We start from the raw sequence: 23,817 nt of genomic DNA, 5'->3' as shown, positions 1-23,817 counted from the left end.
CCGGGGGCACGGGACACAATGAGGGCATGATCCGTGCGTACGAGGCCGAGACGGTCCGGGCGGCCGAGGCGCCGCTGCTCGCCTCCACCGCGACCGACGAGCTGATGAAGCAGGCCGCCTTCGCCGTCGCCACCGAGGTGCTGCGCGAGCTGCGCCGCCTCGAAGCGCGCCGGAGCGGGAGCACGGTCCTCCTCCTCGTGGGCGGCGGCAACAACGGCGGGGACGCCCTGTACGCCGGCGGCTACCTCGCGCGGCGGGGGCTGCAGGTCGTCGCCGCGCTGTGCACGGACCGGCCGCACGAGCGTGGTCTCACCGCGGCCCGCAGCGCCGGCGTGCGTGTCCGCCCCCTTCTCGACGAGGACGGCCGCCCGCGCGGCGAGGAGCTCGCCGTCCTCGCCGACCGCGCCGGTGTGTGGGTCGACGGACTCACCGGCACCGGCGGCCGCGGCGGCCTGCGCGAGCCCCTCGCCGGCATCGTCACCGCCCTCGAGGACCGGCGTTCCCTCATGCCGGACGAGCCGACCGTCGTCGCCGTCGACGTCCCCTCGGGCATCGGCGTCGACGACGGCACCGTCCCCGGCCCGGTCCTGCGCGCCGACGTCACCGTGACGATGGGCGCCGCCAAGCCTGGCCTGCTCCTGCGGCCCGCGGAGGCGCTGGCGGGGCGCGTCGTCGTCGTCGACCTCGGCCTGGCCCCGCACCTCGGTGAGCCGGCGCTGCGCCGCCTCACCCCGGCCGACGTCGCCGACCTGCTCCCCGCGCCCGTGGCGACCGATCACAAGTACACCCGGGGGGTGCTCGGTCTCGTCGCCGGCTCGACCACCTACCCGGGCGCCGCCGTCCTCGCCGCCGCCGGCGCCCTGCGCACCGGGCTCGGCATGGTCCGCTACCTCGGCCCGGACGCCGTCGCGCGGGTCATCCACGGGCGCTTCCCCGAGGTCGTCGTCGGTGGCGGACGCGTCCAGGCCTGGGCCCTGGGCAGCGGCATCGACCCCGACGACGACGCCCGGGCCGACGACGTGCGCGACACCCTCCGGCGCGCCCTCGCCGACGGCGTCCCCGCCGTGCTCGACGCCGGCGCCCTGACGCTCGCGCCCGACCGGCTCACCCCCACCACCGTCCTCACCCCGCACGCCGGGGAGCTGGCCCGGCTGCTCACCGCCCGCGGGGAGGGGACCGACCGCGCCGACGTCGAGGCCGCACCCCTCGAGCTGGCCCGCCGGGCCGCCGCGCTCACCGGCGCTGTCGTCCTCCTCAAGGGACCGACCACCGTCGTCGCCGCCCCGGGCGGCGCCGCGCTCAGCCAGTCGGACGGCACGCCCTGGCTCGCCACCGCCGGCACCGGCGACGTCCTCGCCGGGGTGCTCGGCGCCCTGCTCGCCGTCCGCGGGGAGGACCTCACCGACGGCCAGGACCCCGACGGCACCCTCACCGCCGAGCTCGCCGCCGCCGCGGCCCTCGTCCACGGCCGCGCCGGGACCCGCGCCTCGGCCGGCGGACCCGTCACCGCCCTGCAGGTCGCCGACGCGGTCCCCGGGGTCGTCGCCGCGCTGCTCGCGGACCGCTGAGGCCGCGCGGCGCCGTGGCAGACTCGGCACCGTGAGCTACTACCCGGCACGGGCGGTCGTCGACCATGCCGCCATCCGCGCGAACGTCGAGCGGTTGCGGGCCGTCGCGGGCGCCGCGGAGGTCATGGCCGTGGTCAAGGCGGACGCCTACGGGCACGGGATCGTCCCCGTCTCGCGCACGGCGCTGGCCGCCGGTGCGACGTGGCTGGGTGTGGCCCAGCTCGGCGAGGCCCTCGAGCTGCGCGCGGCGGGCGTCGACGCGCCCCTCCTCACCTGGATCTACGGCCCCGGGGCCCCGCTCGCCGAGGCGCTGGCCGCGGACCTCGACCTCTCTGCGTCGGCACCGTGGGCCCTGGACGAGCTCGCGGCCGCCGCCCGCGTCACCGGCCGCGCCGCCCGCGTCCACCTCAAGGCCGACACCGGCATGGCCCGCGGCGGCGCCCGGCCCACGCAGTGGGCCGAGCTCGTCGACCACGCGGCCCGTCTCGCGGCGGAGGGCACCGTCGACGTCGTCGGCGTGTGGTCCCACCTCGCCCGCGGTGACGAGCCGGCCGAGCCGACGACGGCCACGCAGCTCGCGGCCTTCCGTGACGCCGTCGCCACGGCCGAGCGGGCGGGGCTGCGGCCCGACGTCCGGCACCTCGCCGCCTCCTCCGGCACCCTCTTCCACCCCGACACCCACCTCGACCTCGTCCGCCCCGGCGTGGCCCTCTACGGGCTCTCGCCCGCCCCCGACGTCGCCGACGCCGTCGCCCTCGGCCTGCGTGCCGCCATGCGGCTGGAGGCGGAGGTCGTCCACGTCAAGGACGTGCCCGCCGGCACCCCCGTCGGCTACGGCCACACCTACACGACGCCGTCGGCCGCGCGGCTCGCGCTCGTCCCCCTCGGCTACGGCGACGGCATCCCCCGCCACGCCGGCAACGCGGGGCCGGTACGCGTGGGCCGGCACCGCGGCCGGGTCACCGGGCGGGTGAGCATGGACCAGGTGGTCGTCGACCTCGGGCCCGACGGCGCGGACGTGTCGGTCGGTGACCGCGCCGTGCTCCTCGGTGACGCCCGCGACGGCGACCCGACGGCGCAGGACTGGGCCGACGCCGCCGGCACCATCAGCTACGAGATCGTCACCCGCCTCGGCAGCCGCATCCCCCGCACCCACGTCTCGCAGGAGGACCCCTCATGACCACCTGGCAGCCCGCCGACCCCGATGCCACCCGCGAGCTCGGGCGCCGCCTCGCCGGCGTCCTGCGCGCCGGCGACCTCGTCGTCCTCACCGGGGACCTCGGCGCCGGGAAGACGACCCTCACCCAGGGCATCGGCGCCGGGCTGGGCGTGCGCGGCCAGGTCGCCTCACCCACCTTCATCATCGCGCGCGCCCACCCGAGCCTGGGGGAGGGGCCCGACCTCGTCCACGTCGACGCCTACCGCCTCCAGTCCCTCGCCGAGGTCGACGCCCTCGACCTCGACAGCTCCCTGGAGGACTCCGTCACCGTCGTCGAGTGGGGCGAGGGCATGGTCGAGGGGCTGGCCGAGGACCGGCTCGAGATCATGGTCGCCCGCCCGCGCGGCGGCCTGCGGGACGCGGACGAGGTTGCCGACGCCGGTGCCCGCACCGTGACGATCCACGCCCACGGGCCCCGGTGGGAGGGCGTCGACCTCGCCGCCGCCCTCGACGCGGACGCGGCCGGGACCGTCCGGTGACCAGGCGCCGGCTGGCCGGGCTGCTCCTCGCGGCCGCGGTCCTGCTCCACCCGGCCGCTGCCACCGCCGCGACGGACGCGCCGAGCGAGCCCGCGCCCGGCGCCCCGGCCACCGACGTGCCCGCCGAGGTCTCCGCCTGGTTCGCCGAGGAGGGCGACGACGCCGTCGCCGACCTCGGTGAGGACCTCACCCTCAGCGCCCCCCGCCGGGTCGCGACGTGGAACGACGCGTACGTCGCCGGCGAGGAGCCCGACGTCCCGGCCGCCCCCGTCGAGGAGTGGGTCGCGGCCGTCGTCCGGCGCACCGCCGAGACGCCCGAGCCGGTGGCGGTGGTCCGCGCAGGCGCGGCGGGCGGCCCGCTCGAGCTGCTTGACGTCACCGAGGACACCGAGCTCGCCGGCGCCCTCCAGAAGATCCCCTCCGGCACGGTCCTCATCCGCGACGACACCGTCGAGGGCTGGTTCGGCCTGCTTGACGGGGAGGTGTGGCCACTCACCGAGGGGGCGCGCAGCGTCCTCCAGGGCGCCCTGCCCGCCGAGGTCTTCCAGGACTTCCTCGCCGCGTGGCGCGGGGAGTCGCCGCCCGCGGCGGTGCCAAGCACGTCCGAGGGGGAGGAGGACACCCTGTCCCCACTCGTCCCGATCGGAGTCATCGTGCTTGCCGGTGCGGGGATCGCCATCCTGCTGGTACGCCAGTACCGCCAGGCCGACTCGCGCATCGCGGCCGACGTCCACGCCGGGATGGCGCCGCCGCCCGAGGACACCGACGCCGACGGCCCGCGCCCGGAGCAGCCCGGCGGGTGACCGCCGCCGACGGCGGACTACGCTGGGTGCCGTGCGAACCCTGTGCATCGACACCTCCGCCGGCAGTGCGGTCGCCCTCCACGACGACGACGCCGGCGTGCTGGCCCGCGCCCGCAGCGCCGACCACCGCGGCCACGCCGAGCGCCTCTCCGCGCTCGTCGCCGAGGTTCTCGAGACCGCGGGGCTGAGCGCCTCCGACGTCGACCGCGTGGCCGTCGGCACCGGGCCGGCGCCCTACACCGGCCTGCGGGTCGGTCTCGTCACCGCCCTCACCTTCGCCCGTGCCCGCCGGATCCCGGTCCACGGCGTCAGCAGCCTCGACGTCCTCGCGCGCCAGGTCCTCGACGTCCGCCCAGGCTCCACCGTCCTCGTCCTCGGGGACGCGCGGCGCAAGGAGGTCTACTCCGCCCGCTACCGCGCGCTCGGGCAGGACGACGTCGAGGTCCTGTCCGAGCCGCGCGTGGGGCCCGCCGCCGAGCTCGCCGAGGACCCGCTGGACGCGGCGGTGGACGAGGGGCCCGTCGTCGTCGCCGGTCCTGGCGCCCTCCTGTACGCCGACGTCCTGCCCCCCACCCCCGGCACGCCGGACGAGGTCGACGCCGCCGTCCTGGCCCGCGTCGTGCGCGCCCGGCTGGCGCGCGCTGAGGCGGGGGAGGAGGTCGCGCTCGGCACCGAGCCGCTGTACCTGCGCCGCCCCGACGTCACCCCGGCGGCGGCGCGCAAGCGCGCCTCGTGATCCTGCGGCCGCTGCGGGAGGACGACCTCGACCGGGTCATGGAGCTCGAGCGCGCGCTCTTCGGGCAGGGGGCGTGGTCGCGGGCGGCCTACCGGGAGGAGCTGGGCCACGCGGGCCGGTACTACGTCGCGGCGGAGAGCGACGGCGTCGTCGTCGGCTACGCGGGCATCGCGCTGGGGGAGGACAGCGAGGTCATGACGGTGGGGGTGGCCGCCGCCCACCGCGGCCGCGGCACCGGTGCCGCGCTGCTCGCCGACCTCCTCGAGCAGGCGCGTGCCGCGCGGGCCCGCCACGTCTTCCTCGAGGTCCGGGCGGGCAACCTGGGCGCGCAGCGGCTCTACGAGCGCGCCGGCTTCGTGCCGATCGGGACGCGGCGGCGCTACTACGGCGACGAGGACGCCGTCGTCATGCGCCTCACCCTGCGCTCTGGTCAGGGCGACCTCACGGCCGCCCCGTAGCCCTCAGAGGACGACGGCGGCGGTCTCGAAGTCGAGACGGCCGGCGCGCGGGCGCACCGCCCCGGGCTCCGCGCTCGCACCGTGGCCGACGTTGAGCACCGCGAGGGTGCGCCAGCCGGACTCGGCGAAGAGCTCGGCGTCCACGCCCGCCGCGTCGAGGCCGGTCATCGGGCCCACGGCCAGCCCGGCGGCGCGCAGCCCGAGGATGAGGTAGCCGAGCTGGATGAGCCCGTTGGTGCGGGCGAAGGACTCCCGGAACTCCGGGTCGCCCGCCATCTTCTCCCGGGCACCGGCGCGGTGCGGGGCGAGAAGCTCGAGGTGCTCGTGGAAGGCGGGGTCGCAGGCGGCGACGACGGTGAGCGGCGCCGCCAGGGTCTTGGCCTTGTTGCCCTCGTTGAGGTGGGCCACGAGGCGCTCGCGAGCGGCGGGGGACTCCACCACCGCGAGGCGCAGCGGCTGCCCGTTCATCGCCGTCGGCGCCCAGCGAACAGCCTCGTAGACCTCGCGCACGAGCTGCACGTGGACCGGCTCCGGGGTGAAGGAGTTGGTCGTGCGCGCGTCGTGGAAGATCGCGCGCGGCAGGTCGGTCACGGGGGTCATCTCGGTGGTCATGTGCACGGCAACCTCCCGGGCGCGGGGAACCATCCGCCCGGGTGCTGTGAGGTCAGCCACAGGTGTTGCCGGGTGGTGGGCGCATTACCCTGTGGGGGTGAGCCAACCCCTGGTCCTCGGCATCGAGACGAGCTGCGACGAGACCGGCTTCGCGCTGGTGAGAGGCCGCGAGCTGCTCGCCGACGTGACGGCCTCCTCCATGGACGAGCACGCGCGCTTCGGCGGGATCGTCCCGGAGGTCGCCAGCCGCGCGCACCTCGAGGCCTTCGTCCCCACGCTCGACGCCGCGCTCGACGCCGCGGGCTGCCGCCTCGAGGACGTCGACGCCGTCGCCGTCACCGCCGGCCCGGGCCTCGTCGGGTCCCTCACCGTGGGGCTCGCCGCCGCGAAGTCGCTCGCGCTGGCGCTGGACCGGCCGCTGTACGGCGTCAACCACGTCATCGGGCACATCGCCGTGGACGAGCTCGTCCACGGCGCCTTCCCCGACCACTTCGTCGGGCTCGTCGTCTCCGGCGGGCACACCAGCCTGCTCGAGGTGCGCGACGTCGCGACCGACGTCGTCGAGCTCGGGCAGACCCTCGACGACGCCGCCGGTGAGGCCTTTGACAAGGTCGGCCGCCTGCTCGGCCTGCCCTACCCCGGCGGCCCGCACGTCGACCGCCTCTCCCAGCAGGGGGACCGCACCGCGATCCGCTTCCCTCGCGGCCTGTCCAAGGGCAAGGACGTGGTTCGCCACCCCTACGACTTCTCCTTCTCCGGCCTCAAGACGGCCGTCGCCCGGTACGTCGAGGGCGTCGAGGACGCCGGGGAGGAGCTCCCCGCCGCCGACGTCGCCGCCTCCTTCTCCGAGGCCGTCGCCGACGTGCTCGTGAGCAAGACCCTCGCCGCGTGCCAGCGGACGGGCACGCAGACGGTCGTCATCGGCGGCGGGTTCTCCGCGAATTCGCGGCTGCGCGAGCTGGCCGCCGAGCGCGGCGCGGAGCACGGCATCGAGGTGCGCATCCCGCCGATCCGCTACTGCACGGACAACGGCGCGATGATCGCGGCCCTGGGTTCGGCGATGCTCCGCTCGGGCGTGGGCCCCTCCGCGTGGGACATCCCCGCCGACTCGGGCATGCCGCTCACCACCGTCCGCGCCTAACTCGTTTGCGTCGCACTTTCCACTCCTCCGGGGGTGACGGAAAGGGCGCGACAAGAGCGAGAAGTGCGACGTAAGTGGCGGCGGCAGGCGCCGCGCCGCTCAGAGGGGGCGGCCGGCTCTCATCTCCGCCACGAGGGAGGCGACGACGGCGTCGAGGTCGCCGTCGTGGCGGCGTGCCACACGGCGCTGACGCTGGTAGGACGCCCCCTTGGTGAGGATCGTGCGGATGCCGCCGAGCTCCTCGAGGCAGCCTAGGCGCTCGGCGACCGGCTCCAGCCGGGGGAGCAGCTCGGTGACGGCCTCGCTGACGAGCTGCTCGTTGCCGGCGGCGTCGAGGATGACGATCGCGTCCATGCCGTAACGCGCCGAGCGCCACTTGTTCTCCTGGAGGAACCACTGGGGCATCCGGGGCAGCTCCTCGCCGTTGTCGAGCATGGTGGAGAAGTGCTCGACGAGGCAGTGGACGAGCGCCGCGAGGGCGAGGACCTCGGTGAGGTTGGAGGCGCCGTCGAACACGCGCATCTCCAGGGTGCCCAGGTGCGGCGCGGGCCGGATGTCCCAGCGGATCTCGCCCAGTGAGTCGATGACGCCGGTGTGGAGCATGTCCCCGGCGTAGGCCTCGAGCTCGTGCCACTCGTCGAAGACCTGCGGCAGCCCCGCCGTGGGCAGCTGCTGGAACAGGAGCGCGCGGTTGGAGGCGTAGCCCGTGTCGCGTCCTGCCCAGAACGGGGAGGAGGAGGCCAGGGACTGGAGGTGCGGTAGGTAGCACAGCACCGCCCGCAGGATGGGCAGCACCTTGCGCCGGTCCTCGATGCCGACGTGCACGTGGACGCCGTAGATGACCATCTGGCGGCCCCACCACTGCGTCCGCTCGATGAGGGTCGCGTAGCGCTCCTTGTTCGTCACCCGCTGGAAGTCGTAGCGGGCGAAGGGATGCGTGCCCGCGCACATGAGGTCCACGCGCAGCGGGTCGAGCACGGCGCGCAGCTCCTCGACGGTGCGCGCGAGGTCCGCGCCCGCCCCGCGCACCGTCGTCGCGACACCGGAGACGACCTCGATGGTGTTGAGGAGGAGCTCGGGGTGGATGTGGGGGTGCGCGTCCGCGCCGGGCGGGCGCACCGCCTCGAGGACGGTGGGGGCGACCTGTCGCAGGTCGCCAGAGTCGACGTCGACGAGGGCGAGCTCCCACTCGATCCCCACCGTCGATCGCGCCGACGGGGCGAAGTCGATCTCCATGGGGACATGATGCCGTCCGCGGGCGCGATGCGCCGCCACGGCGGCCACCGCCGTGGGCTAGTCGGGGGCCGTGACCGGCTCGACGACGATGACGCTCTGCCGGCCGGCGAGCCGGGTGAGGACGACCGTCGCGGCGTTCGGGCCGCTGGGGGAGAGCTGTCGGCGCAGCTGCCCGGGCTCGACGGCGGTGCCGCGCTTCTTGATCGTCACCGTCCCTATCTGCCGGTCGCGCAGGTAGGCCCGCAGCGTCTTGAGCGCGAAGGGGAAGGAGTCGAGCACCCGGTAGGCGGTGAGGAACGGGGAGTGCACGAGCCGCGGCCCGGTGAGGTAGGCGATGGACTCGGCCACCAGGCCCGCGCCCACCTCGTCCCCGGCGAGGGCGACGAGACCGGCTCGGATGACCGCGCCGTCGGGCTCGTAGAGGTAGCGGTCCAGGTCCCGCACCTGGCCCGCCCGCAGGGGGGCGTCGGCGGCCTCCACCTCCGAGGTGAGACGGTGTGCGCGGCCCGCGCGGTCCAGGACGAGGGCGCTGCGCCCCGGCCCCTCCGGAGCGAGCGGCCCGAACCACAGGCCCGCCTCGACGACGTCCCCCGCCACGCTCACCCACTGGGCGTGCGCGTCGGCGGGCAGGGCAGTGTGCGGGATGCCCGGGGCGACCTTGAGGCCGAGGGCGGGCACCCGGTCGCGCAGCGCGAGGACGTCGTCGAGCGACGGGGAGTAGGCGGAGGGGTCGAAGATGCGGCGGCCGCCGCGGGTGCGCCGCGCGGGGTCGGCGAAGACGGCGTCGACGCCGTCGAGGTCGGTGGCGAGCGCGTCACCGTGGACGACGGTGACCTCGGGGAAGTGGCGCAGGTTGACGGTCGCGACGGCTGCGGTGAGCTCGTCGAGCTCGACGGCGAGGACGGGCAGCCCGAGGCCGCCCAGTGCCATCGCGTCCCCGCCGATGCCGCAGCCGAGGTCGGCGACGCGGGTGGAGCCGGCCGCGGAGAAGCGGGCGGCGTGGTGCGCGGCGACGGTGAGCCGGGTGGACTGCTCGAGGCCCGCCTGGGTGAAGACCATCCCGTTAGCGAACTCCCCGAACTTGGCCCGCCCCTTGGCGCGCAGCCGCGACTGGGTCATCGCGGCGGCGACGAGCTCGGGGTCCAGACCCCGGTCGCGCAGCGCCGTCGAGAGGGTGAGTGCGGTCGTCTCGTCGTAGGGCGGCAGCTGGCCGAGCAGGGCCCAGCCCTCGGGGGAGAGCAGCTTGCTCAGCGCACTGGCGTCCACCACACGATCGTAGGCGCCCGACTCGTTGGCACTCACCTTGACCGAGTGCTAACGCGGGCATAGATTTGGGCGTGCGACGGCCCTCGGGCCCCGCGACTGCACCAGAACCACGGGCCGACCCCCGCGACGGCGGCCCGCCGGCCATGGTGCGACTGACCTTGTTCCGTTACTCACCTAAGCGAAGGGGAGGTCCGCAGTGTCGGTCTCCATCAAGCCCCTCGAGGACCGCATCGTCGTGCAGACCCTCGAGGCCGAGCAGACCACCGCGTCTGGCCTCGTCATCCCGGACACCGCCCAGGAGAAGCCCCAGGAGGGCTCCGTCGTCGCCGTCGGCCCCGGCCGCGTGGACGACAAGGGCAACCGCGTCCCCGTGGACGTGGCCGTGGGTGACGTCGTCATCTACAGCAAGTACGGCGGTACCGAGGTGAAGTACGCCGGCGAGGAGTACCTCATCCTCTCCGCGCGCGACGTTCTCGCCGTCGTCGAGAAGTGACGTCCTCCTAGGACAAGCGAAGGGCCCCGGTCGCAAGACCGGGGCCCTTCGTCGTACGACGGATGTGGCGCGTCAGCTGGCGCGGCGCAGCGGGGTGGAGAGGATCTGCTGGCGGTCGTCCTCGGACAGACCGCCCCACACGCCGTAGGGCTCGCGGACCTTCAGTGCGTGCTCACGGCACTGCTGGATGACGGGGCACTCGGCGCACACGGCCTTGGCCGCCTCGTCGCGGCGGCGCCGGGTGCCACCCCGCTCGCCCTCGGGGTGGAAGAAGAGGTTGGGGTCGGCCTCGCGGCACTTGCCCTGGTACTGCCATTCCCAGAGGTCCATGACCGGTCCGGGAAGCCTGCTGAGCTCTGCCATCGTCGTACTCCTTCACATCCGTGCTGCGCGACCTCGGTGCCGCGGGGCCAATGAGGAAGAACCTAGCAACCGATGCATGCATTGTTCAAGCCCCTCGCGAAAGTAGTTCAGGAAACGATCCGCTAACGGGCATCGACCGCGCCGCGAGCGGGGCAGCCGTGCCGGTCGGTGCGCTCCTGGCGCGGCGGACGTGCCCGGACCGCCGGCCGGGTGCAGAATCGAGGCCGACGAAGGAGGACTGGTGGCTCGAGCGACCCCCGGATCGGGCGGGGACTCCCGGATGGACGCTGCACCCCTCACCGTGGCGGCCGTTGCCCGGACCTTGGGCGTGGCCGCGTCGACCCTGCGCACGTGGGACCGCCGGTACGGCCTGGGCCCCTCCGCGCACCAGGCCGGCAGCCACCGCCGGTACACGCCCGACGACGTCGCCCGCCTCCAGACGATGCGGCGCCTCACCCTGCGCGGGGTCGCGCCGGTCGACGCCGCCCGCATCGCCACCGAGTCCGGCACGGGTGACCCTCGCGGCGGGGAGGACGCCGGCCCCGCGGAGGAGACCGACGACGGCTCGCTCGCGCTGGACCCGCTCACCCTGGCCGCGGCCGCCGTCGAGCCGGACCTGCGGCGCGTCCACCGGATGCTCAGCCGCGCCACCCGGGAGGCCGGCGTCGTCGCCGTCTGGACCGACCTCGTGCGGCCCGCGGCGGAGATGGTCGACCAGGGGCGCCACCGCCTCGGCGAGCGGCCCGGCAGCGACCCCCACGGCGTCATGCGCCTCGGTCTGATGCAGGCGATCCGCGACCTCGCCGCGTCCGGTCCGGCGCCGGTGCGGATCCTCACCGCCGTCGCCGACCGCGTGCCGGCGCACGTCATCGCCGGCGGGCTGGCGGAGGCCGGGGTAGGGGCGCTCGTCGTCCCGGCCGAGCACCTGCCCGAGGGCCCCGGACAGCTCCCCTGGTTGCCCGAGGGCGAGGCGACCGCGCTCGCGGTGATCGGTAACCCGCCGGGTGCGGAGGAGGTCGCCACCCAGGCCTCCGAGCGCGGCGACGTCGACGTCTTCCTCCTCGGCGACGCGAGCCCTTCGCTGTGGCTGCCCCACGTGCACCGCGTGCGGACCGCCGCGGCGGCAGTGGCGGAGATCGCCGCCGCCGTCCGTGACTAGACCCACCTCCACCACCTGCCGCTCGCGCACGTAGGATCGGGGTGTGAGCGACTTCCACGTGACGGACCCCTTCGGCTTCACCGGCCTGACCTACGACGACGTCCTCCTGCTTCCCGGGCCCACCGACGTCATCCCGTCCGAGGTGGACACGACGGCGCGGCTGACCAAGGAGATCTCCCTGCGCGTGCCGCTGCTCTCGGCGGCCATGGACACCGTGACCGAGGCGCGCATGGCGATCGCCATGGCGCGCCAGGGCGGCATCGGGATCCTGCACCGCAACCTCTCGATCGAGGCGCAGGCGCAGCAGGTGCAGACCGTCAAGCGTTCGGAGTCGGGCATGATCACCGACCCCGTCACGGTCGGGCCCGGCGCCACCCTCGCGGAGCTCGACGCGCTGTGCGCGCGCTACCGCGTCTCCGGCCTGCCGGTCGTCGACGAGCGGGGCGTGCTGCTCGGCATCATCACCAACCGCGACACCGCCTTCATCGACCGGGCCGAGTTCGAGGGCCGCCTCGTGCGCGACGTCATGACGCCGATGCCGCTCGTCACCGGCCCTGTGGGGATCAGCCGCGACGACGCCGCCTCGCTGCTCGCCCGGCACAAGATCGAGAAGCTGCCGCTCGTTGACGCCGACGGCGTGCTCCGGGGGCTCATCACCGTCAAGGACTTCGTCAAGTCCGAGCAGTACCCCCTCGCCACCAAGGACGACGAGGGCCGCCTGCGCGTGGGGGCGGCGATCGGCTTCTTCGGCGACGCGTGGGACCGGGCGACGGCCCTCGTCGAGGCCGGTGTCGACGTCCTCGTCGCCGACACCGCCAACGGTCACGCCCGCCTGCTGCTCGAGATGGTGACGCGGCTCAAGAAGGACCCCGCAACCAGCCACGTCCAGGTCATCGGCGGCAACGTCGCCACGCGCGAGGGCGCGCAGGCACTCGTCGACGCCGGCGCGGACGCCGTCAAGGTCGGCGTGGGGCCCGGCTCGATCTGCACCACGCGCGTGGTCGCCGGCGTCGGCGTCCCGCAGGTCAGCGCCATCCACCTCGCTGCCCAGGCGTGCAAGCCGGCCGGCGTCCCGGTCATCGGCGACGGCGGCCTGCAGTACTCCGGCGACATCGCCAAGGCGCTCGTCGCCGGAGCGGACACCGTGATGCTCGGCTCCCTCCTCGCCGGCTGCGACGAGAGCCCCGGGGACCTCGTCTTCGTCAACGGCAAGCAGTACAAGCACTACCGCGGCATGGGCTCCCTCGGGGCCATGGCCTCCCGCGGCCGGGTGTCCTACTCCAAGGACCGCTACTTCCAGGCGGACGTCGACACCGACGACAAGATCGTGCCCGAGGGTATCGAGGGCCAGGTGCCCTACCGCGGTCCGCTCTCCGCGGTGGCCTACCAGCTCATCGGTGGCCTGCACCAGTCGATGTTCTACGTCGGTGCGCACGATCTCGTGCAGCTGGCGGAGAAGGGCAAGTTCGTGCGGATCACCTCCGCGGGGCTCAAGGAGTCCCACCCGCACGACGTCCAGCTCACGGTCGAGGCGCCCAACTACACCCGCTGAGGCGTCGCCCGCACGTGCCGGGGGCCGGCCCATATGCTGGGAGCACTTCCGAAGGACGAGGTGCCCGATGCCGCTGACCCCCTCCGCACTCCTGGAGACCACCCCGACGACGCTGCTCGTCGGAGGTGCCTGGCGTGACGCGGAGGGCGGCGCGACCTTCGACGTGCACGACCCTGCCACCGGCGAGGTGATCGCCGCGGTCGCGGACGCGTCGGCCGCGGACGGCGCCGCCGCGCTGGACGCCGCCTCGGCCGCCCAGGACGCCTGGGCGGCGACGCCGACGCGTGAGCGCGCGGAGATCCTGCGCCGGGCCTTCGACCTGGTGACGGAGCGCGCCGAGGAGCTCGCCACCCTCATGACGCTGGAGATGGGCAAGCCGCTCGCCGAGTCGCGCGGCGAGGTCACCTACGGCGGGGAGTTCCTCCGGTGGTTCTCCGAGGAGGCCGCGCACGTCAACGGGCGCTACCAGACGGCGCCCGAGGGCACGCTGCGCATCCTCACCACCAAGCGCCCGGTGGGACCCTGCCTGTTCATCACCCCGTGGAACTTCCCGCTCGCGATGGCGACGCGCAAGATCGCCCCGGCGCTCGCCGCCGGCTGCACCGTCGTCCTCAAGCCGGCCGCCCTCACGCCCCTGACCGCCCTGGCCCTCGGCCAGGTCCTCCTGGACGCCGGCGTCCCCGACGGCGTCGTCAACATCGTCCCGACCTCCAGCGCGCGTACCGTCACCGGCCCGCTCCTCCAGGACCGGCGGCTGCGCAAGCTCTCCTTCACCGGCTCCACCGAGGTGGGCCGGGCTTTGCTCAAGGAGGCCGCCGACAACGTGCTGCGCACCTCGATGGAGCTCGGCGGCAGCGCGCCGTTCATCATCTTCCAGGACGCCGACCTCGATGCCGCGCTCATCGGCGCCCGCCAGGCGAAGTTGCGCAACATGGGCGAGGCCTGCACGGCCGCCAACCGTTTTCTCGTGCACGAGTCCGTCGCCGAGGAGTTCGCGCGCCGGCTCGCTGAGGACTTCGCCGGCCTCATGGTCGGTCCGGGGATCGAGGAGGGCACCGACCTCGGCCCCCTCGTCTCGGAGAGCCAGCGCGACGGCGTGCACGAGCTCGTCGCCGCAGCCCGCGACGCCGGAGCGCGCGTGCTCACGGGCGGGGAGCCCGTCGACGGGCCGGGGTACTTCTACCGGCCCACCGTGCTCACCGACGTCGCCCCTGACAGTCCGGTGATGGCCAACGAGATCTTTGGTCCGGTCGCCCCGGTGGCGACCTTCCGCGACGAGGACGAGGCCGTCCGCCTCGCCAACGACTCTGAGGTCGGGCTGGCCGCCTATCTGTTCACCACTGACCTCTCCCGGGTGCTGCGGCTCAGTGAGCGCCTGGAGGTGGGCATGGTGGGCGTCAACACCGGCCTCCTCTCCAACGCGGCCGCGCCCTTCGGTGGGGTCAAGCACTCCGGGCTCGGCCGTGAGGGGGGCGCCGAGGGCATCGAGGAGTTCCTCGAGACCGTCTACGTCGCCCTGCCGGTGTGACCCGCCGCGTGGCTCGTCCGGGGATGTCGGTGGTCTCTGGCACCGTGGACGACATCGACGACGCCGCGCGGGAGCACGGCACCCGGGAGGAGCGGACATGCACACGTGGACGGCGGGTCCCTTCCTCGGTTTCGACACCGAGACCACCGGCGTCGACCCGCACCACGACCGGATCGTGACGGCGGCCCTCGTCAGGCGTGACGCCCGTGGCACCCGGCAGCGCACCTGGCTCATCGACCCCGGCGTCGAGATCCCCGCGCCCGCCAGCGCGATCCACGGCATCACGACCGGCCGTGCTCGCGCCGAGGGCGCCGCACCGGCGGACGCGCTGGAGGAGATCGCGGCCGAGCTCGTGCGGGCCGTCAAGGACGGCGTGCCGGTCGTCGCCTACAACGCCTGCTTCGATCTCACGCTGCTCGAGCACGAGCTCGCGCGCTGGGCGCTGCCCACCCTCGCCGAGCGGCTCGGCGGCACGCCCGCGCTCGTGCTCGACCCCCTCGTCATGGACCGTGCCCTCGACCACGAGCGCTCCGGCACCCGCAGGCTCGGCGACCTGTGCGTGCACTACCGGGTGGAGGTCCCCGAGGACCTCCACACGGCGGAGGTGGACGTCCTGGCCACCCTCGGCGTGCTCGACTCCCTGCTCGGCTCCTTCCCCGAGCTTGGCGCCCGCGAGCTGGCCGACCTCCACGAGTGGCAGCGCGGGCACCACCGCGACTGGGCGAGCCGCGTCAACGCCCGCCGGGCCGCCGAGGGGCTCGGCGGCCCCGACGTCGACCTCGAGTGGCTCCCCACTGCGGAGCAGGCACACGTCCAGCCGGTGTAGCGGCGCCGTCAGCCGAGGCGGCGGCGCAGCGCTGCCCTCACCCCCCTGGGGGGCAGGGGCAGGGGCGGCGTTACGCGGTGACGACGGCGCCGGACTCGATGCGCACCTTGACCCGGGGGAGGGGCTCCTCCGCCGGGCCCTGGACCACGGTGCCGTCGGTGGGGTCGAAGCGCGAGCCGTGGCACGGGCAGGCGAGGTCCGTCGTCTCCCGGCGCACGGTGCAGCCCTGGTGGGTGCACACGGCGCTGAGCGCGACGACCTCCTCCTCGGTGACCCGCGTGACGACGACCTCGGCGCCCTTGCGCGTGCGGACCCCGACCGACTCACCGACCGGGATCTCCTCGAGCCCCACCAGGCGCTCCCCGGCCTCCGGCGGCGGCGCGTCCTCCTCGCCCGAGCACGCGGCGAGCGTCAGCGCCGCCGCGCCGGCGCCGGCCCAGGTGAGGACCTGCCGGCGGGAGGGACCGTGGGGGTGCGCGCAGACCATGGGCCGCAATCTACCGACCGCCGGGTAACCTGGCGCCTGTGAGCAACGAGATCGAGATCGGCCGAGGCAAGCGGGGACGACGGGCCTACTCCTTCGACGACGTCGCGGTGGTGCCCTCGCGCCGCACGCGCGACCCCCAGGACGTCTCGGTGGGCTGGCAGATCGACGCCTACTACGTCGACATCCCCGTCCTCGCGGCGCCGATGGACTCGGTGATGAGCCCGGCGACGGCGATCCTCCTCGGCGAGCTCGGCGGCATCGGGGTCCTGGACCTCGAGGGCCTGTGGACGCGTTACGAGGACCCCGAGCCCCTCTTCGAGGAGATCGCCACCCTCGAGGGCGCAGCCGTCACCCGGCGCATGCAGGAGATCTACTCCCAGCCGATCGTCCCCGAGCTCATCACCCAGCGACTCCACGAGATCCGCGCCGCCGGCGTCACCGTGGCCGGCAAGCTCTCCCCGCAGAGCACCCAGCAGCACTGGCGCACGGTCGTCGAGGCGGGCGTGGACCTCTTCGTCATCCGCGGGACCACCGTCTCCGCCGAGCACGTCTCCTCCACGGCCGAGCCGCTCAACCTCAAGCGCTTCATCTACGAGCTCGACGTGCCCGTCGTCGTCGGTGGCGCCGGCACCTACACCGCGGCGCTCCACCTCATGCGCACCGGTGCGGCCGGCGTCCTCGTCGGCTTCGGCGGCGGCGCCGCCCACACGACCCGCACCTCGCTGGGGATCCACACCCCGATGGCCACCGCCGTCGCCGACGTCGCCGCCGCGCGCCGCGACTACCTCGACGAGTCGGGCGGCCGCTACGTCCACGTCATCGCCGACGGCGGTGTGGGCCGCTCCGGCGACCTCGTCAAGGCCGTCGCGTGCGGGGCCGACGCCGTCATGCTCGGCTCCTCCCTGGCCCGCGCCCAGGAGGCGCCCGGGCGCGGCTGGCACTGGGGCTCAGAGGCCCACCACCCGCAGCTGCCGCGCGGTGAGCGGGTGCGCGTGGGGACGGTCGGTTCCCTCGAGCAGATCCTCCACGGGCCCAGCGGCACCCCCGACGGCACCGTCAACCTCATCGGCGCCCTGCGCCGGGCGATGGCCACGACCGGCTACTCCGACCTCAAGGAGTTCCAGCGGGTCGAGGTCGTCGTCTCCCCCTACACCCCCAACAACCGGTAGGAGTTCCCATGGCAGAGCGCACCGTCACCATCGGCTCGAAGGTCGGCCTGCACGCCCGCCCGGCGTCCCTCTTCGTCAAGGCGGCCGGCGAGTCCGGCGTCCCGGTGAAGATCGCCAAGGAGGGTGGCACCCCCGTCGACGCCGCCAGCATCCTCGGGGTCATGACCCTGGGAGCGAAGTACCAGGAGAACGTGGTCCTCACCGCCGAGGGTGAGGGAGCCGAGGAGGCCCTCGACTCCCTCGCCGAGCTGCTGAGCAAGGACCTGGACGAGAAGTAGCGCCCACCGCAGCACCCGTACCCGCCAACCAAGCTTTGGAGCAGCAGTGACGCAGGACGAAGCCTTCCGCATCGAGCACGACACCATGGGGGAGGTGCGGGTCCCGCGGGGCGCCCTCTACAGCGCCCAGACGCAGCGCGCCGTGGAGAACTTCGCGATCTCCGGCACGCGCCTGTCGCGGCACCACATCGCTGCCCTCGCGCAGGTCAAGCGTGCCGCCGCGCTCGCCAACGCCGAGCTCGGGGTCCTCGAGGAGGACCTCGCGCGAGCCATCGCCGAGGCCGCCGAGCAGGTCATCGCCGGCGAGCACGACGAGCACTTCCCGGTGGACGTCTTCCAGACCGGCTCGGGCACGTCGTCGAACATGAACACCAACGAGGTCGTCGCGAACATCGCGAGCACGCTCCTCGGGCGCAGCGTCCACCCCAACGACCACGTCAACGCCTCGCAGTCCTCCAACGACGTCTTCCCGTCCTCGATCCACATCGCCGCCACGGCCGCCGTCGTCCACGACCTGCTGCCCGCGCTCGACACACTCGCCGGGTCCCTGGAGCGCAAGGCCGAGGAGCTCGCCGACGTCGTCAAGTCCGGCCGCACCCACCTCATGGACGCCACGCCGGTGACCATGGGCCAGGAGTTCGCCGGCTACGCCACCCAGCTGCGCTACGGCATCGCCCGCGTCGAGGCCGCCCTGCCGCGACTGGCCGAGCTCGCGCTGGGGGGCACCGCCGTCGGGACGGGGATCAACGCGCCGGCCGGCTTCGCGCCGTCGGCCATCGTGAAGATCGCCGAGAACACGGGCCTGCCCCTCACCGAGGCGACCAACCACTTCGAGGCGCAGAGCGCCCAGGACAGTGCGGTCGAGATGTCGGGCGCGCTGCGCACCGTGGCGGTCTCGCTCGTCAAGATCTGCAACGACCTGCGGTGGATGGGCTCAGGACCCAACACCGGGCTCGGCGAGATCGCCATCCCCGACCTCCAGCCGGGCTCGTCGATCATGCCCGGCAAGGTCAACCCGGTGATCCCCGAGGCCATGCTCATGGTGTGTGCGCAGGTCATCGGCAACGACGCGACGATCGCCTTCGCCGGCGCCTCGGGCTCCTTCGAGCTCAACGTCATGCTGCCGGTCATCGCGCGCAACCTCCTCGAGTCGATCACCCTGCTCGCCAACGCGAGCGTCGCGCTCGCCACCCGCACGGTCGACGGCATCACCGCGAACGTCGAGCGGGCCCGCGCCCTGGCGGAGTCCTCCCCGTCCATCGTCACGCCCCTCAACCGGGTCATCGGCTACGAGGCCGCCGCGGCAATTGCCAAGCACGCCGTGAAGAACGGCACGACGGTCCGCGAGGCCGTCGAGGAGCTGGGCTACGTCGAACGCGGGGAGATCACCGCCGAGCAGCTCGACGGTGCGCTCGACGTCGTCGCGATGACCCGCCCGAGCTGATGGCCGCCACCCGCACCGAGGAGGACCTCCTCGGTCAGCGCGAGATCCCCGACGACGTCTACTGGGGCGTCCACACGCTGCGCGCGGTCGAGAACTTCGCCCTGTCCGGCACCCGGGTGCGCGACCTGCCCGACCTCGTGCGCGGGATGGTCCTGGTCAAGAAGGCGTCCGCGCTCACCAACCGGGACCTGCGCACCCTGCCGGTGGACATCGCCGACGCCATCATCGGGGCGTGCGACGAGATGCTCGAGGCCGGGCGCTGCCTGGACCAGTTCCCCGTGGACGTGTACCAGGGTGGGGCCGGGACCTCGGTCAACATGAACGTCAACGAGGTCATCGCCAACCTCGCCCTCGAGCGCCTGGGCCTGCCCAAGGGGCGCTACGACGTCGTCCACCCCAACGACCACGTCAACAAGAGCCAGTCGACCAACGACGCCTACCCCACGGGCCTGCGCATCGCGACCCACCAGGCGGTCGAGCGGCTCAAGGCGCGGCTGGAGGCGCTCGCGGGCACCCTCGGCCGCAAGGGGCACGAGTTCTCCCGCGTGCTCAAGATGGGCCGCACCCAGCTGCAGGACGCCGTGCCGATGACGCTGGGCCAGGAGTTCAGCGCCTTCGCCGCGCTCCTCGGCGAGGAGCTGCTCAACCTCTCCCGGCAGCAGGCACTGCTGCTCGAGGTGAACCTCGGGGCGACGGCGATCGGGACCGGGCTCAACACCCCGCCCGGGTACACGGTGCGGGCGGTCGCCCACCTCGCGGAGGTCACCGGCCTGCCGGTCGTGCGCTCGGAGAACCTCATCGAGGCGACGTCCGACGCCGGCGCGTACGTCTCGATGCATGCCGCGCTCAAGCGGGTGGCGGTCAAGCTCGACAAGATCTGCAACGACCTGCGGCTGCTGTCCTCCGGCCCGCGCGCCGGCCTGGGTGAGATCAACCTGCCCGAGATGCAGGCCGGGTCCTCGATCATGCCGGCGAAGGTCAACCCGGTCATCCCCGAGGTCGTCAACCAGGTCTGCTTCAGCGTCATGGGCAACGACACGACCGTGACGATGGCGGCGGCCGCCGGCCAGCTCCAGCTCAACGTCATGGAGCCGGTGATCGCGACGGCGCTGTTCGAGTCGATCTCGCTGCTCACCCGCGCCTGCGACACCCTCGACCGGCGCTGCGTCGCCGGCATCACCGCCAACGAGGAGGTGTGCCGCCGCAACGTCATGAGCTCGATCGGGCTCGTCACCTTCCTCAACCCCATCATCGGGCACCACAACGGGGACCGGGTGGGCCGCGAGGCCGCCCGCAGCGGGCGGGGCGTGCGCGAGATCGTCCTGGAGTGGGGGCTGCTCACCGAGGCGGAGGTGGATGATGTCCTCTCGGTGGAGAACCTCATGCGCCCGCGCTACCGCGGCACCATCTACGGCGAGGACCCCGCGGTCATCGCCCCGACGGCCGACGAGGTCACCGGCGACGAGGAGTCGACCGAGGGCGGGGAGCTCGAGGAGGAGTCGACGGCGGGGGGCTGAGCACCGCGTCCGCCCCGGCGAGGACACACATCCGGTCACGGGCAACCGCTTCCCGGACCCCTCCAGGTGACCCGATGTGCGTATGCGACGACGCAGGCGGCTCTCAGATGAGAGCGACGACCTGGCGGGCGATCTCCTGCTCTTCCTTGGTGGGGACGACGAGGACCGTCACGCGCGAGCGGTCGGTCGAGATGACCTTGGGCCCGCTCATCCGGCCGCTGTTGCGCGCGGGATCGAGCTCGATGCCGAGGAACTCCAGCCCGCTCAGCGCCTCCGCGCGGACGATCTCGTCGTTCTCGCCGATTCCGGCGGTGAAGGACAGGACGTCCAGGCCGCCCATGACGGCGGCGTAGCCACCGACGTACTTGCGCAGCCGGTGGGCGTAGACGTCGAGTGCGAGCCGGGCCCCGGCGTCGCCGGCCGCGACGAGCTCGTGGACCTCGCGCATGTCGTTCTTGCCCGACAGGCCCTTGAGGCCCGAGCGCCGGTTGAACAGGTCGTCGATCTCGTCGATCGTGAAGCCGGCGTTGCGGCTGAGGTGGAAGATGACGGCAGGGTCGATGTCGCCGGTGCGGGTGCCCATGACCAGGCCCTCCAGCGGCGTCATCCCCATCGAGGTGTCCACGGCGCGCCCACCCGAGACGGCGGAGGCCGAGGCCCCGTTGCCGAGGTGGAGGACCACCTGGCGCAACTCCTCCAGCGGCCGCCCGACGACGGTCGCGGCCGTGCGGGAGACGTACTGGTGGGAGGTCCCGTGGGCGCCGTAGCGGCGCACCCGGTAGCGCTTGGCCACCTCGCGGTCCAGGGCGTAGGTCGCGGCGGCGTCGGGCAGGTCGGAGAAGAACGCGGTGTCGAAGACCGCGACGTGCGGGACGCCCGGGAGCAGCTCGCGCGCCACCTGGATCCCGCGCAGGTTCGGGGGGTTGTGGAGCGGGGCGAGCGGGATGAGCTCCTCGATGTCGGCGAGGACGTGGTCGACGACGAGGGCCGCCCCGGAGTAGCGGGCCCCGCCCTGGACCACGCGGTGCCCGACGGCGACGATCCCGGCGGCGCCCAGGTCCGGGCCCACCTCGGCGAAGAGCTCCAGGACCCGGCGCAGGCCGGCGCCGTGGTCGGGGACCGGCTCGGTGAGCCGCGTGTCGACGCCCTCGAAGGTGTGCCGCAGCAGCCCCGCGTCCTCCCCGATGCGCTCGACGAGCCCCGAGGCGACGACGACGCCCTCCTCGGGCTCGATCAACTGGTACTTGATCGAGGACGAGCCGGAGTTGATGACAAGGACGGTGCTGCTCACTGCTGCTCCTCGCTGGCCTGCGCCTGGATGGCGGTGATGGCCACGGTGTTGACGATGTCCTGGACCAGGGCGCCCCGGGAGAGGTCGTTGACCGGCTTGTTGAGGCCCTGGAGGACCGGCCCGATCGCTACCGCACCGGCCGAGCGCTGCACGGCCTTGTAGGTGTTGTTTCCGGTGTTGAGGTCGGGGAAGACGAACACGGTCGCCTTGCCCGCGACCTCGGACTCCGGCAGCTTCGTCTGAGCCACGGAGGCGTCCACGGCGGCGTCGTACTGGATGGGGCCCTCGACGAAGAGGTCGGGCCGGCGCTCGCGGACGAGCTCGGTGGCCGCCCGCACCTTGTCGACGTCCGCGCCGCTGCCCGAGGTTCCCGTGGAGTAGGACAGCATCGCGATGCGCGGGTCGATGCCGAACTGGGCGGAGGTCTCGGCGGAGGAGATCGCGATGTCCGCGAGCTGCTCGGCGTCGGGGTCGGGGTTGACGGCGCAGTCGCCGTAGACGAGCACCCGGTCGGCCAGGCACATGAGGAAGACCGAGGACACGATCGACGTGCCCGGCCGCGTCTTGATGATCTCGAAGGAGGGCTTGATGGTGTGCGCGGTCGTGTGCTGCGCACCGGAGACCATGCCGTCCGCGTAGCCGAGGTGGACCATCATCGTGCCGAAGTACGAGACGCTCGGCAGGACCTCCAGCGCCCGCTCCACCGTCATACCGCGGTGGGAGCGCAGACGCGTGTACTCCTCGGCGAACGGCTCGAGCAACTCGCTCGTGCGCGGGTCGACGATCTGGGCGGCCTCGATGTCCAGGCCCAGGTCGCTTGCCCGGTCGCGCACGGCGCTCTCGTTGCCGAGGAGCGTGAGCTCGGCGACGCCGCGGGAGAGCAGCGTGCTCGCGGCCCGCAGGATGCGGTCGTCGGTGCCCTCGGGCAGGACGATGTGCTTGCGGTCCCCGCGCGCCCGCTCGAGGAGCTCGGACTCGAACATGAGCGGGGTCACGACCGAACTACGCGGCACGTCGAGGGCCGCGAGGACGGCCTCGCCGTCGACGTTGCGCTCGAAGGCGCCCAGCGCGAGGTCCCGCTTGCGCTGGCTGCCGCGGGAGATGAGGCCCCGGGTGGTCGAGGCGATCCGCGCCGACTCGTAGGTGTTGTGCTCGGTGGTGACGATCGGCAGGGAGCGACCCAGGCCCTCGACGAGCATGCGGACCTCGGCGTTGGGCTCGTAGCCGCCGTTGAGGACGATCCCGGCGAGAGAGGGGAAGTTCTGGGAGGCGTGAGCGGCGGCGAGCGCGATGAGCACCTCGGAGCGGTCCCCGGCCGCGATCGCGAGCTGGCCCTCCTTGAGCCGCTCGAGGATGTGCTCGACGTTCATCCCGCACACGAGGATCGACTCCGCCTCGCGGGTGAGGAGCGCCTCATCCCCGGCGATGACGGTGCCGTCGAGCGCCTGGACGAGGTCGGCGATCGTCGCGGCCGACAGGAGCGGGATCTCGGGGAAGGTCCACACGGGCACGTCGAGGACGGCGACGGCGTCGCGCACCTCCTCGATGCGCTCGGTCTCGCAGCGGTTGACGGCGACGGCGGCGACGGTCGCGTGGTCCGAGCGCAGCTCGGCGGCGGCGATGTCGACGACCTGCTGGATCTCCTCGGTCGTGCGGCCCAGGGCGCTCACGGTGAGGAGGACCGGGGCACCGAGGTTCGCGGCCGCGCGCCCGTTGAAGGAGAGCTCGGCCGGGCCGGCGACGTCGGTGTAGTCCGAGCCGACGATGACGACGATGTCGCTGCGCTGCCCGACGGCGTGGAAGCGTTCGACGATCCGCGTGAGGGCCGCCGTCTCGTCGGCGTGGACGTCGTCGTAGGTGACGCCGACGCAGTCCTCGTAGGCGAGGTCGACGCCGTCGTGGGACAGGAGCAGCTCCAGGACGTTGTCGGGCTCGTCGCCGGCGTGGACCACCGGCCGGAAGATGCCCACACGCTCCACCCGCCTCACGAACAGGTCGACCAGACCCAGCGCGATGGTCGACTTCCCGGTGTCACCCTCCGGTGAGGCGATGTAGATGCTGCGCGCCACTTCGTCTCCTCTCAGTGCTGCTTCGGGCGGCCACCAGGCTCGCGGCCACGTGTCAGTCTCTCCCGGTGGCCGCGGGAGCACCTGGGACTTTGTCCCGGTTGGTCGTGTGTGCCCGGCCACGTC

At 73.7% G+C, this 23,817-nt stretch carries 23 protein-coding genes; 16 read left to right on the top strand and 7 right to left on the bottom strand.

Going from position 1 to position 23,817, the window contains the following annotated elements:
* Positions 1 to 26: 26 nt before the first annotated feature.
* The 6 genes from M3148_RS07150 to rimI are packed head-to-tail and all read left to right on the top strand — an operon-like array spanning position 27 to position 5,263.
* A complete protein-coding gene (locus M3148_RS07150) occupies positions 27 to 1,568 on the top strand; it encodes an NAD(P)H-hydrate epimerase (protein ID WP_251303995.1) in 1,542 nt (513 codons plus the stop codon).
* Positions 1,569 to 1,599: 31 nt separating this feature from the next.
* Positions 1,600 to 2,748 (top strand): alanine racemase, encoded by a 1,149-nt coding sequence (gene alr / locus M3148_RS07145; RefSeq protein ID WP_251303994.1) that lies wholly within the window; start codon positions 1,600 to 1,602, stop codon positions 2,746 to 2,748.
* The gene (tsaE, locus tag M3148_RS07140; RefSeq protein WP_251303993.1) at positions 2,745 to 3,266 is read left to right on the top strand and encodes a tRNA (adenosine(37)-N6)-threonylcarbamoyltransferase complex ATPase subunit type 1 TsaE; all 522 of its coding nucleotides are present in this window, start codon (positions 2,745 to 2,747) and stop codon (positions 3,264 to 3,266) included. The genes alr and tsaE overlap by 4 nt, the downstream gene beginning before the upstream one ends.
* On the top strand, positions 3,263 to 4,069 hold the full coding sequence (locus M3148_RS07135; RefSeq protein WP_251303992.1) for a hypothetical protein: 807 nt from the start codon (positions 3,263 to 3,265) through the stop codon (positions 4,067 to 4,069). The genes tsaE and M3148_RS07135 overlap by 4 nt, the downstream gene beginning before the upstream one ends.
* A gap of 31 nt (positions 4,070 to 4,100) precedes the next feature.
* Positions 4,101 to 4,805, top strand: a complete 705-nt coding sequence (gene tsaB / locus M3148_RS07130; protein WP_251303991.1) for a tRNA (adenosine(37)-N6)-threonylcarbamoyltransferase complex dimerization subunit type 1 TsaB — start codon at positions 4,101 to 4,103, stop codon at positions 4,803 to 4,805.
* A complete protein-coding gene (rimI, locus tag M3148_RS07125; protein WP_251303990.1) occupies positions 4,802 to 5,263 on the top strand; it encodes a ribosomal protein S18-alanine N-acetyltransferase in 462 nt (153 codons plus the stop codon). The genes tsaB and rimI overlap by 4 nt, the downstream gene beginning before the upstream one ends.
* 3 nt (positions 5,264 to 5,266) lie before the next feature.
* Here rimI and M3148_RS07120 read toward each other — a convergent pair whose 3' ends face one another.
* The gene (locus M3148_RS07120; RefSeq protein WP_251303989.1) at positions 5,267 to 5,875 is read right to left on the bottom strand and encodes a malonic semialdehyde reductase; all 609 of its coding nucleotides are present in this window, start codon (positions 5,873 to 5,875) and stop codon (positions 5,267 to 5,269) included.
* A 97-nt stretch (positions 5,876 to 5,972) separates the two neighbouring features.
* On the opposite strand from M3148_RS07120, the gene tsaD reads away from it, so the two are divergent.
* Positions 5,973 to 7,016, top strand: coding sequence for a tRNA (adenosine(37)-N6)-threonylcarbamoyltransferase complex transferase subunit TsaD (gene tsaD, locus M3148_RS07115; RefSeq protein WP_251303988.1), 1,044 nt, complete (start codon positions 5,973 to 5,975; stop codon positions 7,014 to 7,016).
* Between the two features lie 99 nt (positions 7,017 to 7,115).
* Here the strand turns inward: tsaD and M3148_RS07110 are convergent, their stop codons facing one another.
* Together M3148_RS07110 and M3148_RS07105 are read right to left on the bottom strand one after the other, a co-directional pair.
* Positions 7,116 to 8,252, bottom strand: coding sequence for a glutamate--cysteine ligase (locus tag M3148_RS07110; protein WP_251303987.1), 1,137 nt, complete (start codon positions 8,250 to 8,252; stop codon positions 7,116 to 7,118).
* A gap of 57 nt (positions 8,253 to 8,309) precedes the next feature.
* Entirely contained in the window at positions 8,310 to 9,518 is a 1,209-nt protein-coding gene (locus M3148_RS07105; protein WP_251303986.1) for a class I SAM-dependent methyltransferase, read from the bottom strand.
* 196 nt (positions 9,519 to 9,714) lie between these two features.
* Here M3148_RS07105 and groES point away from each other — a divergent pair, with 196 nt between their 5' ends.
* Complete coding sequence (groES, locus tag M3148_RS07100) at positions 9,715 to 10,011, top strand: co-chaperone GroES (protein WP_152187742.1); 297 nt, start codon at positions 9,715 to 9,717, stop codon at positions 10,009 to 10,011.
* Positions 10,012 to 10,083: 72 nt separating this feature from the next.
* Here groES and M3148_RS07095 read toward each other — a convergent pair whose 3' ends face one another.
* On the bottom strand, positions 10,084 to 10,374 hold the full coding sequence (locus M3148_RS07095; RefSeq protein WP_251303985.1) for a WhiB family transcriptional regulator: 291 nt from the start codon (positions 10,372 to 10,374) through the stop codon (positions 10,084 to 10,086).
* A gap of 280 nt (positions 10,375 to 10,654) precedes the next feature.
* Between M3148_RS07095 and M3148_RS07090 the strand changes: the two genes are divergently transcribed.
* The 4 genes from M3148_RS07090 to M3148_RS07075 all read left to right on the top strand — a co-directional run bounded on the left by M3148_RS07090 (position 10,655) and on the right by M3148_RS07075 (position 15,439).
* Positions 10,655 to 11,533: a MerR family transcriptional regulator gene (locus M3148_RS07090; protein WP_251303984.1), complete on the top strand. Its 879-nt coding sequence runs from the start codon at positions 10,655 to 10,657 to the stop codon at positions 11,531 to 11,533.
* Between the two features lie 43 nt (positions 11,534 to 11,576).
* Positions 11,577 to 13,085 (top strand): IMP dehydrogenase, encoded by a 1,509-nt coding sequence (guaB, locus tag M3148_RS07085; RefSeq protein WP_251303983.1) that lies wholly within the window; start codon positions 11,577 to 11,579, stop codon positions 13,083 to 13,085.
* A 67-nt stretch (positions 13,086 to 13,152) separates the two neighbouring features.
* Complete coding sequence (locus M3148_RS07080) at positions 13,153 to 14,613, top strand: NAD-dependent succinate-semialdehyde dehydrogenase (protein WP_251303982.1); 1,461 nt, start codon at positions 13,153 to 13,155, stop codon at positions 14,611 to 14,613.
* Positions 14,614 to 14,710: 97 nt separating this feature from the next.
* On the top strand, positions 14,711 to 15,439 hold the full coding sequence (locus M3148_RS07075; protein ID WP_251303981.1) for an exonuclease domain-containing protein: 729 nt from the start codon (positions 14,711 to 14,713) through the stop codon (positions 15,437 to 15,439).
* A gap of 70 nt (positions 15,440 to 15,509) precedes the next feature.
* On the opposite strand, the gene M3148_RS07070 is transcribed toward M3148_RS07075, so the two are convergent.
* On the bottom strand, positions 15,510 to 15,926 hold the full coding sequence (locus tag M3148_RS07070) for a ubiquinol-cytochrome c reductase iron-sulfur subunit (protein ID WP_251303980.1): 417 nt from the start codon (positions 15,924 to 15,926) through the stop codon (positions 15,510 to 15,512).
* A 38-nt stretch (positions 15,927 to 15,964) separates the two neighbouring features.
* Here M3148_RS07070 and M3148_RS07065 point away from each other — a divergent pair, with 38 nt between their 5' ends.
* The 4 genes from M3148_RS07065 (at position 15,965) to aspA (ending at position 20,334) form a co-directional block, all read left to right on the top strand.
* Positions 15,965 to 17,095, top strand: coding sequence for a GuaB3 family IMP dehydrogenase-related protein (locus M3148_RS07065; protein WP_251303979.1), 1,131 nt, complete (start codon positions 15,965 to 15,967; stop codon positions 17,093 to 17,095).
* A gap of 8 nt (positions 17,096 to 17,103) precedes the next feature.
* Positions 17,104 to 17,373: an HPr family phosphocarrier protein gene (locus tag M3148_RS07060; RefSeq protein ID WP_251303978.1), complete on the top strand. Its 270-nt coding sequence runs from the start codon at positions 17,104 to 17,106 to the stop codon at positions 17,371 to 17,373.
* A gap of 85 nt (positions 17,374 to 17,458) precedes the next feature.
* The gene (locus M3148_RS07055) at positions 17,459 to 18,817 is read left to right on the top strand and encodes a class II fumarate hydratase (protein WP_251304104.1); all 1,359 of its coding nucleotides are present in this window, start codon (positions 17,459 to 17,461) and stop codon (positions 18,815 to 18,817) included.
* A complete protein-coding gene (gene aspA, locus M3148_RS07050; protein ID WP_251303977.1) occupies positions 18,817 to 20,334 on the top strand; it encodes an aspartate ammonia-lyase in 1,518 nt (505 codons plus the stop codon). The genes M3148_RS07055 and aspA overlap by 1 nt, the downstream gene beginning before the upstream one ends.
* Positions 20,335 to 20,437: 103 nt before the next feature.
* Here the strand turns inward: aspA and M3148_RS07045 are convergent, their stop codons facing one another.
* Together M3148_RS07045 and pta are read right to left on the bottom strand one after the other, a co-directional pair.
* A complete protein-coding gene (locus M3148_RS07045) occupies positions 20,438 to 21,625 on the bottom strand; it encodes an acetate/propionate family kinase (RefSeq protein ID WP_251303976.1) in 1,188 nt (395 codons plus the stop codon).
* Positions 21,622 to 23,694 carry a phosphate acetyltransferase gene (gene pta / locus M3148_RS07040; protein ID WP_251303975.1) on the bottom strand — a complete coding sequence of 691 codons (2,073 nt, stop codon included), beginning with the start codon at positions 23,692 to 23,694 and terminating at the stop codon, positions 21,622 to 21,624. The genes M3148_RS07045 and pta overlap by 4 nt, the downstream gene beginning before the upstream one ends.
* Between the last annotated feature and the right edge of the window lie 123 nt (positions 23,695 to 23,817).

The organism is Georgenia satyanarayanai (assembly GCF_023715365.1).
Lineage (GTDB): Bacteria > Actinomycetota > Actinomycetes > Actinomycetales > Actinomycetaceae > Oceanitalea > Oceanitalea satyanarayanai_B.
The sequence above is the reverse complement of the archived record's forward strand: the minus strand, read 5'-3'. Positions and strand labels throughout refer to the sequence as shown.

Coding starts and splice junctions, on each gene's coding strand:
- aspA (WP_251303977.1), top strand. CDS start 18,817: ATGGCCGCCACCCGCACCGAGGAGGACCTCCTCGGTCAGCGCGAGATC.
- M3148_RS07150 (WP_251303995.1), top strand. CDS start 27: ATGATCCGTGCGTACGAGGCCGAGACGGTCCGGGCGGCCGAGGCGCCG.
- tsaE (WP_251303993.1), top strand. CDS start 2,745: ATGACCACCTGGCAGCCCGCCGACCCCGATGCCACCCGCGAGCTCGGG.
- M3148_RS07060 (WP_251303978.1), top strand. CDS start 17,104: ATGGCAGAGCGCACCGTCACCATCGGCTCGAAGGTCGGCCTGCACGCC.
- M3148_RS07120 (WP_251303989.1), bottom strand. CDS start 5,875: ATGACCACCGAGATGACCCCCGTGACCGACCTGCCGCGCGCGATCTTC.
- M3148_RS07110 (WP_251303987.1), bottom strand. CDS start 8,252: ATGGAGATCGACTTCGCCCCGTCGGCGCGATCGACGGTGGGGATCGAG.
- M3148_RS07080 (WP_251303982.1), top strand. CDS start 13,153: ATGCCGCTGACCCCCTCCGCACTCCTGGAGACCACCCCGACGACGCTG.
- M3148_RS07095 (WP_251303985.1), bottom strand. CDS start 10,374: ATGGCAGAGCTCAGCAGGCTTCCCGGACCGGTCATGGACCTCTGGGAA.
- M3148_RS07090 (WP_251303984.1), top strand. CDS start 10,655: ATGGACGCTGCACCCCTCACCGTGGCGGCCGTTGCCCGGACCTTGGGC.
- M3148_RS07070 (WP_251303980.1), bottom strand. CDS start 15,926: ATGGTCTGCGCGCACCCCCACGGTCCCTCCCGCCGGCAGGTCCTCACC.
- M3148_RS07075 (WP_251303981.1), top strand. CDS start 14,711: ATGCACACGTGGACGGCGGGTCCCTTCCTCGGTTTCGACACCGAGACC.
- M3148_RS07055 (WP_251304104.1), top strand. CDS start 17,459: ATGGGGGAGGTGCGGGTCCCGCGGGGCGCCCTCTACAGCGCCCAGACG.